We start from the raw sequence: 7,226 nt of genomic DNA on the forward strand, positions 1-7,226 counted from the left end.
CCAGGGTACGCAGTACAGCAGCTATTCCTATCGTGCGACGTGCGCCCGATATGGAATGACAGCGAGCATGAGCCGGAAAGGCAACTGCTGGGATAACGCGGTGACAGAAAGACTGTTCCGTAGTCTGAAAACGGAATGGCTTCCCGGCAAAGGCTACTGGAGTGCAGAAGAAGCGAAGAGAGACGTGTCGTTGTACCTGAGTGGTTATTACAACAGGGTACGACCACACAAATTCAACGGCGGACTGTCGCCGGCTGAAAAAGAGAGGCAAACGCAGAAAAACCTCTGGCGGTGTCCGAAATGATTAGACCACTACAGTCCGGCACGACGTGGAAGTCGAAGGTACCGCTTTAGCGGCGCGAGGACGGCCCAGAGGGGGCAGTAGTGGCGGCAGAGCCCGCACTGAAGTGAAAGACAGCAGCCGGAATTCATAACTTACGAGCTTTACGCCAATTAATGACTCCCCGTGATTAAATATTAATTTCCAACTCCCACAGAAAGCCTAATAAGCCGACATAAAGTTATATCCCACGCTGAAATAGTGAAATCCTGCCTGATAACATCGCCTAATTTTCTTTGTGTGCCGTATTTTATGCTGCGTTAAATCGACGTTATTTTAGCCGGTTCAAAATTTGCGCTTGACCCTGCAAACGTCACGATTTACTTTCGGGGTATTGATATAGGAACTCAGTTCCACATAGTGAAACCAATGCCATGACCACACTCGAAAATGCTGCCGCCGTTCTTAAGCTGTTCCAGCGTTTTGGCGTAACGCAGGGCCATCCGGGCCTGACCTTTACCGAGGTGGTTGAGGCGTTGGCTTTGCCGAAAAGTACGGTTTCTCGCCTGCTGGCGACCATGGAAAGTGAAGGATTGCTTGAGCGTGATCCAGAGAGTCGCTGTTTCCAGATTGGTCGTGTGCTGCTCTCCGTTGCTGGGCATTATTTATCGACACCGCTAGTCGATAGTGCTTCGGCCGCCATGGCACGCCTCGCGGCCAGCAGTGGCTGCATGGGATATATCTCGGTGTTGGATGGTGATGATGTACTGGTGATGCGCATGTATCACGGTCGTTTTTTCACGCAGTTAGTGACACCGCCAGGCTCGCGCGTTTCCCTTTCCGGTACCTCGACCGGGCGTGTGCTGCTGGCGCAATTGAGTGATGAAGAGGTGCGTGCGCGTTTTGCCAATAACTGGCAAGCCGCTTCGGTGAACTCTCCGCTCAACCTTGATGCACTCTGTGAAGAATTAGCGGTGATCCGTCGGCAAGGCTGGGCACTGGCGCGCAATGAGACGCTGCCGGGTATCAGTTCGTTAGCGGTTGCGGTCACTAATAAACATCGCGGTGAAAGTGCCGCGCTCTGTCTCTCGTTTCTTTCGCAAGAGGCGGCCCCGGGTTATCCGGAAGCGCTGCTCAGCGAACTGCGCACAACGGCTGCCTTGATGGCCGAAAAATACGGCGCTTAACTATTTTCGATTTAAAGGCGTTTATTCGCGCCACACCAGGGAAATAGCAGGTCTTCGGACCTGCCTATTTCAAAAATCAGGGAACGATTTATAAAAAACGTTAGTGTCCCGCGTGACGGGCATTAAACGTATTCGCGTTTTCTACAGGGTGAAAATACGGGGATAATATGCGTCAACATAATCCAATAAAAAGTTTCGGCGTGGGCTTAATGCTGGTTCTGCTATCCGTAGCGGGGGCCATCATCGGGGTTCAACTTATTACCACCATTGGGGTGACACCCAATACCTCTATTATCGGCGCGCTGTTTGCCATGCTCCTGGCGCGTATTCCTCTGCAATGGTTCCGTCGCTATCGTTCGATCGAAGTGCAGAACCTGGCGCAAACCGCTATCTCCTCAGCCACCTTTGGTGCCGCCAACAGCCTGTTAATGCCAATTGCAGTGCCGTGGGCGTTGGGCGAGCCACAGCTGGTGCTGCCGCTGTTTGTTGGCGTCAGTGCGGCCATGCTGCTGGATGCTTATCTGCTTTACCGTCTGTTTGATACCCGCGTGTTCCCAGCCAGTAATGCATGGCCACCGGGCGTTGCCGCGGCGGAAGCGATTAAAGCGGGCGACAAGGGTGGTCGTCAGGCGTGGTTGCTGGTGGTCGGTATTGTTGGCGGTATCGCCGGCTCTATGCTGAAAATCCCAATGTCTGCTTTTGGCACCGCCTTTATCGGCAACATCTGGGCTCTGAGCATGCTCGGTATTGGTTTCCTGTTACGCGCTTATGCGCAACCGGTTGCGGGTATCGATATCAACGCCTTGTATATCCCACACGGCATGATGGTCGGCGCAGGTTTGGTGGCGCTGATCCAGGTGGTGCAGGTGATTGTCAGCCGTCGTAGCGAGCAGCTCAATGTCAGCCGCAGCGACAGCGAAGTGAAGCGTTCACTCGGATTCGGTACCGTGGGTTACATCGTCATTTCAACGCTGCTGGCGCTGGCGGGCGGGTTGTGGAGCCAGATGGGCCTGCCGATGCTGGTACTGTTTATCGTTTACGCGGCGTTTGCTGCCTTTGTGCATGAGCTGATTGTCGGTATCGCTGCGATGCACTCCGGTTGGTTCCCGGCCTTTGCCGTTGCACTGATTACGCTGATTCTCGGTATTTTGCTTGGTTTCCCGCCGCTGGCGCTGTGCTTACTGTGTGGTTTCACTGCCGCCACCGGGCCGGCCTTTGCGGATATGGGTTACGACCTGAAAGCCGGGTTTATCCTGCGCGGCAACGGTGCGGACATGCAGCAAGAGCTGTGGGGGCGTCGCATTCAGCTGATCGCCGCCATGATTGCGTTCGTGATCTGTATCCCGGTGGTGTGGTACGCGCACAACCTGTTCTTCGCCGAAAACCTGTTGCCGCCAGTGGCGCGTGTCTATGCGAAAACCATTCAGGCCGGTGCAGAACCAGGCATTGCGGGAAGCTTGCTGATGTGGGCGATTCCGGGTGCCATCATCCAGTTTATCGGTGGGCCGAAACGTCAGTTGGGCGTCTTGCTGGCCACCGGTTTGTTAATCAATAACGCCGCTGCGGGTTGGGCGGTGATGGTGGGGATCGCACTGCGTATCCTGATCATTCGCGTATGGGGCGAGCGTGGACGTTCACCGATGGAGGTGATGGCCGCAGGGTTTATTGCGGGCGACGCGCTGTATAGCTTCTTCCATTCACTTTTTGCCAGTAGCACCAAGAAATAACCCAGGGAATTCAATATGAGTTTACAGCAGACACTGCAGGTTTTTGAGTTACTCGATAGCGCCTATGTGGATGGCCAGCAGGTGGTGGATCTCTTTGCCGGCTATCCAGGCGTGACCGCCAGCTTCAAACGCGTCACCGGTCCAAAAGGGCGTACCGATTTCGTGCGCATCGATATTCCCGGTGCGCAGGGCAAGAGCAAAGGTGGCACGGCGCCGACGTTAGGTATTGTCGGTCGTTTGGGCGGCATCGGTGCGCGTCCAACGCGCATTGGTATGGTCTCAGATGCCGATGGTGCCGTGGCTGCAGTGAGTAGTGCACTTAAGCTGGCGCAGATGCAAACCAAAGGGGATGTGTTGGCGGGTGACGTGATCATCACGACGCACATCTGTCCGGATGCCCCAACGCGCCCGCATGAGCCAGTGGACTTCATGGATTCGCCTTGCGATGACATCACCATGAACGATAACGAAGTGATCGACGGCGTCGACGCGATTCTCTCCATCGATACCACCAAAGGTAACCGCATCCTGAATCATAAAGGCTATGCGATTTCGCCGACGGTGAAAGAGGGTTACATCCTGCGCGTGTCAGAAGATCTGCTGCGCATTATGGAGATGACCAGCGGCCAGCCTGCGGTGACCTTCCCGATCACCATCCAAGACATCACGCCATACGGCAACGGTGTGTATCATCTCAACAGCATCCTGCAACCCTCAACCGCGACCGATGTGCCGGTGGTGGGCGTGGCGATCTGCGCCGAGTCAGTGGTGCCGGGTTGTGGTACGGGTGCCAGCCACGAAGTCGATATTGCTGCCACGGTGAAGTTTGCCGTGGAAGTCGCGAAAGAGTTCGGGCGTGAAACCTGTCAGTTCTATGATCAGCAAGAGTACGCGTTGCTGCTATCTTTGTATGGTAGTCTCAGTCACCTGCGCTCGCGGAAGGCCTAAGTATGAAACAGTCCCTGGTTACCTTAACGATTGGTCAGTCCCCGCGTAGCGACATTCTGCCGCTGCTACAGGATCATCTGCCCGCAGAGCAGGTCGCTCACGCTGGCTTACTGGATGGCCTGACACTGGCCGAAGTGGAGCAGTTCTATGCGCCGGATGCCGGTGAGAAGGTGCTGGTCTCACGGATGACCAGCGGCGAGCAAGTGCGCCTCTCGGGACCGAAAGTTGAGCAGGGACTGCAGCGTAAAATTAATGCGCTGGAAGAGCAGGGCTACGACACCATCCTGCTGCTGTGCACCGGTGAATTTGGCAAGCTGAAAACGCAAAAGGCGCTGCTACTGGAGCCGGACCGTATTATTCCGCCGTTGGTCAGTGCCATTGTGCAGGATCATAAGATCGGTATTGTGGTACCGGTGGAAGAGCAGATTGCAGAGCAAGCCAGCAAGTGGCGTAACCTGAACAGTGCGCCTTGCTTTGCCGTCGCCAGCCCCTATCTGGCGCAGCAGAATGACCTGATTGAAGCGGGCTTATCGCTGCAAGAGCAGGGCGCTGATGTGGTGGTGCTCGACTGCATTGGCTACCACCAGAAGCATCGTGATTTCCTGCAGAAAATGTTGGGTATTCCGGTCCTGTTATCGAATGTACTGGTGGCGAAACTGGCGGCTGAATTGATCCTGTGACTGAGGCCGATCACAACTCGCGATTTGCGCCGCTTTTTCGCGTGACAGATCAGCGAGTTCCCTTGTAATCTGCCTGTCACCCTATTGTGCTGTGAGGAAGTAACATGCTCAACGTAAGTGAGTATTTCGACGGAAAAGTAAAATCCATTGGTTTCGACAGCGTAACCATTGGCCGTGCCAGCGTTGGCGTGATGGCTGAAGGTGAGTACACCTTCGGTACAGGACAGCCGGAAGAGATGACGGTGGTGAGTGGCGCGCTGAAAGTGCTGCTGCCAGGTGAGTCTGAGTGGAAATGGTACGAAGCGGGCTCCGTATTCAACGTGCCGGGCCACAGCGAATTCCATCTGCAGGTAGCAGAGCCAACATCTTATTTATGTCGTTATTTAAAAGATTAATTAAAGTGGGGCCGCATAAGCGGCCCTCTACTTTTAGCGCTTCGCTTCGCCGCCTAACGCTTCCACCAGATTACTGATCAACGCGGCCAGTTCGCTGGTCATCAGAATGAAATCGGCATCAAAGCGCTGCGCAAAGTCATCGCGGTCGATATCATCATTCTGTTCACGCAGCGTGTCGCTGAACTTCAGACGCTTAATGGACGCATCGTCCGCAATCACCAGTTGAATACGCTCCTGCCAGTCCAGCGCCAGTTTGGTGACCACTTTACCGGCTTCAATATGGGTGGCGATTTCATCGGAGATCAAATCCTGCTTTTTACAGCGGATCACGCCGCCTTCTTCCAGAATCGCTTTCAACTCCGCTTCATCCATCAAGGCGAAACCGGCTGGCAGTTCGCCAGAGCGCACCCATTCGGTCAGCGTCAACTCAATCGGATTTTCCAGCGTCAGCGGCACTACCGGCAGTGAACCGATGCTTTTGCGCAGCAGCGCTAAGGTGTCTTCTGCTTTTTTGGCGCTGGCGCAATCCACGATGATCAGGTTGTTAACGGTATCGATCCACATGAAAGTCTGGCTAAAACGGCTGAATGCACGTGGCAGCAGGCTATGCAGCACTTCATCTTTCAGCGAGTCTTTCTCGGTTTTTTTTCAGCTTGCGGCTCTGTTCTGCTTCCAGTTTGTCGATCTTGGCTTCCAGCGCCTGTTTGACTACTGGCGAGGGCAAAATCTTCTGCTCGGTGCGTGCGCAAATCACAATCTGACCGTTGATTTCATGCGTCAGCGCTTCACCGCGGTTGCCCATCGGCGACACCCAACCGGTTTTCGCCATATCCTGACTGCCGCACGGCGAAAACGTGAAGGCGTCGAGCTGTTTTTCCAGATCGTCTGCGGACAGCGGGATGTCACGATTCAGACGATAAACCATCATATTTTTAAACCACAACATCGGGATTCCTTACCGTGGGTGCGATCGGGCGCACAAGTCTCAAAGTCAGCGCGCATGATAGCGAAACATCGGATTGGTTTCATTGCCTTTCCCGATTCAGCCTTCTACTGTATCTGTCACCTGAACGAATAATGAGGAATAAATCGTGCGTATTGGGATTGATTTAGGCGGTACCAAGATTGAAGTGATTGCGCTCTCTGATCAGGGGCAAGAGCTGTTTCGCCACCGCGTCAATACCCCGCGCGATGACTACGCAGCCACCGTAAAGGCGATTGTCGATTTAGTCCTGCTGGCAGAAGAGAAAACCGGCGAAAAGGGCACGGTAGGCATCGGCATTCCGGGGACGATCTCGCCCTATACCCAGCGAGTAAAAAATGCCAACTCAACCTGGCTGAATGGTCAGCCGCTGGACAAGGATTTGGCACAGGCGCTGAATCGTGACGTGCGCATTGCCAACGACGCGAATTGTTTAGCGGTTTCTGAAGCGGTGGATGGTGCTGGAGCAGGGCAGCCGCTGGTGTTTGCCGTGATTATTGGAACGGGGTCCGGCGCGGGCGTGGCAATTGGCGGTGAGTCGCGGATTGGTGGCAACGGTAACGCCGGCGAGTGGGGCCATAATCCACTGCCATGGATGGACGAAGACGAGCTACGCCATCGGGCTGAAGTGCCATGCTATTGCGGCTTACAAGGCTGCATTGAAACCTTTGTCTCGGGTACCGGCTTCGCTATCGATTATCAGCGTTTGAGTGGCAAAACCTTGAAAGGGGCGGAGATCATTAAGTTGATTGAGCAGCAGGATCCCGTGGCAGAACTGGCGATGAGCCGCTACGAGATGCGACTGGCGAAATCGCTGGCGCAGGTGGTGAATTTGCTCGATCCCGATGTGATAGTGCTGGGCGGCGGCATGAGCAACAACGACCGTCTTTACCAGACAGTGCCTGCCCTGATGAAGCAGTGGGTATTTGGTCGCGAATGTGAAACGCCAGTGTTGAAAGCGGTTCATGGTGATTCCAGCGGCGTGCGCGGCGCGGCATGGTTATGGCCGCTGAAGGGATAGTGTGAG

The 7,226-nt window shown here is 54.7% G+C and carries 7 protein-coding genes and 1 pseudogene; 7 read left to right on the forward strand and 1 reads right to left on the reverse strand.

From position 1 onward, the window contains the following. The 6 genes from PSSD_RS25045 to ppnP all read left to right on the forward strand — a co-directional run. Nucleotides 1-304 (forward strand): integrase core domain-containing protein (locus PSSD_RS25045; RefSeq protein ID WP_153011510.1); only part of this gene is annotated, 304 nt, incomplete at its 5' end. 410 nt (nucleotides 305-714) lie between these two features. Beyond that, a complete protein-coding gene (locus PSSD_RS25050; RefSeq protein ID WP_039334303.1) occupies nucleotides 715-1,467 on the forward strand; it encodes an IclR family transcriptional regulator in 753 nt (250 codons plus the stop codon). Between the two features lie 167 nt (nucleotides 1,468-1,634). Next, nucleotides 1,635-3,194: an OPT/YSL family transporter gene (locus PSSD_RS25055; protein ID WP_039334302.1), complete on the forward strand. Its 1,560-nt coding sequence runs from the start codon at nucleotides 1,635-1,637 to the stop codon at nucleotides 3,192-3,194. Between the two features lie 15 nt (nucleotides 3,195-3,209). Then, nucleotides 3,210-4,142, forward strand: coding sequence for a DUF1177 domain-containing protein (locus tag PSSD_RS25060; protein ID WP_039334299.1), 933 nt, complete (start codon nucleotides 3,210-3,212; stop codon nucleotides 4,140-4,142). A gap of 2 nt (nucleotides 4,143-4,144) precedes the next feature. Beyond that, nucleotides 4,145-4,822, forward strand: coding sequence for an AroM family protein (locus PSSD_RS25065; RefSeq protein ID WP_058974125.1), 678 nt, complete (start codon nucleotides 4,145-4,147; stop codon nucleotides 4,820-4,822). A gap of 104 nt (nucleotides 4,823-4,926) precedes the next feature. Then, nucleotides 4,927-5,217 carry a pyrimidine/purine nucleoside phosphorylase gene (gene ppnP / locus PSSD_RS25070; protein ID WP_058974126.1) on the forward strand — a complete coding sequence of 97 codons (291 nt, stop codon included), beginning with the start codon at nucleotides 4,927-4,929 and terminating at the stop codon, nucleotides 5,215-5,217. 33 nt (nucleotides 5,218-5,250) lie between these two features. Here ppnP and rdgC read toward each other — a convergent pair. Beyond that, nucleotides 5,251-6,163, reverse strand: a pseudogene (gene rdgC / locus PSSD_RS25075) (recombination-associated protein RdgC). Nucleotides 6,164-6,308: 145 nt separating this feature from the next. Between rdgC and mak the strand changes: the two are divergent. After that, nucleotides 6,309-7,220, forward strand: a complete 912-nt coding sequence (gene mak, locus PSSD_RS25080; RefSeq protein ID WP_039334291.1) for a fructokinase — start codon at nucleotides 6,309-6,311, stop codon at nucleotides 7,218-7,220. Nucleotides 7,221-7,226 lie beyond the last annotated feature (6 nt).

This window comes from Type-D symbiont of Plautia stali, assembly GCF_001485335.1.
Taxonomy (GTDB): domain Bacteria; phylum Pseudomonadota; class Gammaproteobacteria; order Enterobacterales; family Enterobacteriaceae; genus Pantoea; species Pantoea vagans_C.

Excerpts from the sequence above, each read along its gene's own strand:
- PSSD_RS25055 (WP_039334302.1), top strand. The coding sequence starts at position 1,635 with ATGCGTCAACATAATCCAATAAAAAGTTTCGGCGTGGGCTTAATGCTG.
- PSSD_RS25060 (WP_039334299.1), top strand. The coding sequence starts at position 3,210 with ATGAGTTTACAGCAGACACTGCAGGTTTTTGAGTTACTCGATAGCGCC.
- PSSD_RS25065 (WP_058974125.1), top strand. The coding sequence starts at position 4,145 with ATGAAACAGTCCCTGGTTACCTTAACGATTGGTCAGTCCCCGCGTAGC.
- PSSD_RS25050 (WP_039334303.1), top strand. The coding sequence starts at position 715 with ATGACCACACTCGAAAATGCTGCCGCCGTTCTTAAGCTGTTCCAGCGT.
- ppnP (WP_058974126.1), top strand. The coding sequence starts at position 4,927 with ATGCTCAACGTAAGTGAGTATTTCGACGGAAAAGTAAAATCCATTGGT.